Source organism: Bacteroides timonensis, assembly GCF_000513195.1.
GTDB classification, from domain to species: domain Bacteria; phylum Bacteroidota; class Bacteroidia; order Bacteroidales; family Bacteroidaceae; genus Bacteroides; species Bacteroides timonensis.
Map to the genome: position 1 here is coordinate 1 of NZ_CBVI010000113.1, position 1,806 is coordinate 1,806.

2 protein-coding genes are annotated in these 1,806 nt (G+C 51.3%); both read right to left on the minus strand.

Annotated elements, in window-relative coordinates:
- A partial coding sequence (locus BN161_RS20945) for a fimbrillin family protein (RefSeq protein WP_044269954.1) occupies positions 1–1,384 on the minus strand: 1,384 nt, incomplete at its 3' end.
- Between the two features lie 34 nt (positions 1,385–1,418).
- Positions 1,419–1,806, minus strand: a 388-nt coding sequence (locus tag BN161_RS20950) for a fimbrillin family protein (RefSeq protein WP_044269956.1), incomplete at its 5' end; no start/stop codon positions are given.

Here is a 1,806-nt window from a genome sequence, read left to right on the forward strand (position 1 = left end):
AGAAGCCGGCGACCATATACTGCCAAGTAGCGCTGCCATCGGGGAAGTACACGAAGCCAGCGCGGCCGCGGCCGTCGCCCTCCGTACTCGACCAATAGCCGACTTCGCCGAAAGCGTTTGCGCTGCTATCGCTCAATTTGTCAAATAGAGTGTTCAAATTATTCTTTCCACTAGTACTCTGGCTGCTATCATTTCCCCAGCAAATGTACTTCAATTCATCCAAATTAGGGAGATACCAACCGCTACTGCCGGAAGGGACAGCTACTGTATTGCCATAATTGGAAGCGGCACTACCGGCATTGTGCCAAGTAGAAGAAGTACTCGCATCCTTCAAGGCTACTACAAGGCCATGAATGAAACCACCCTCCGATTTGTTGGTACTTTTTTCCGTAATAAAGCTGTTATCCACGCAATAGACTACACCGATGCAACCTTCGCTCGGAGGATTGCTTGCATCGCCGGGGCAGATGTTGCCGTCGGAGTAGTAGTAGTCACCTACGGCAAGGGCACGTACTGTAGGAGTATCGTATGTCACATTCAGCCGCTTGTAATTACCGGCGGACAAGGAAAGGCTGCTTTTTGAGTATTTGATGGTCTTGCCTTCGGCTGTATTAAACGCACCGCTGACGGCGGTGGAACTACCGGCGGGAACGATGTAGCGGTAAATGCCATTGCCCATATAATAAGGAGTAATTGTTGTTGCATCGCCGCCACTACTTAGAGTGAGGCTGAACGTGGGATCGAGGACGGGGGCGGAATACTTATAAGCATTGGCATCTTCCGAAGTCTTGTACTTCTGCACCGGAAGGGAAATCTCTATCAAGGACATCACGTGAGAGAATTTGAAAGAGAGGGAGTTGCCGCTTACGGATGCATCGTCACCTGATGCCGTCATCAGGTCGCAAGCGGTATAGTTGTCATAGGTGCTTTGGTCGGTGGTGCCGCTTACGGTGGTGGTGAAAGCCGAGACGATACCGCTTACATCGGTTATGCTTTCCGTACTCAAATTCTCATTATACGGGTAGTAGGCAAAGTAGGTGGCGTCGGCATATTTATAGATTACGCTACCGTTCCACTTCTCACCGTCGTAAGTGAGCAGCACATTCTGGCAACCGGTAATTACGCTACCGTTCTTCACGGCAAACACGCCTATTTTGTCGCCGTTGGTAAAGGTGGTGGTGTAACCGCTTTCCGAAGCGCGGGTTTGCGGAGTACCGGTTTGCGGAGTTCCGTCCGTAGGGGCGAAGCCGTCCGCACGGGCTGTAACGGTAAGCGTGGTGCCGTCGGTGGCGGCTACGGTCAGTTCGTCATCATTGCTGCAACCGCACAGAACAACAGCGGACAACAGCGTAAATAAGGAGATATTCAATATATTCTTTTTCATATTTGGGATGTTTATAAATGATTGTTATGGATTGTTATTGTCTTTCTGTACCGGTTATGTTTTCACCGCTGCTGCCGTCTTGTGTCCAGCCGCTGCCGTTGCCGTCCGTGCCGGGGGTGACGGTTTGCGCATTGCCGGTTACTTCTTCGGAATCTTCATCGGAATCACCTGACCATTGGGGAGAAGTGGAAACGCCCACTTCCAGATAGCCGTACTTCACGGTGATGTCATACGTATGTTGCTGTCCGCTCTGCAGGTTGGCTTCGGCGTTTCTCGGGGTATAATAATAGGTATTGCCATCAGTCAGGGTGATAGCTATGAACTTCTTGTCCTCCATGTCCTGCGGAATGACGAGGGCGGCGTAGCTGGCAAGGGCGGTTGTTTCACCATCGGCCAGTGTTCCGGCATCCAGCTTCTTGGAG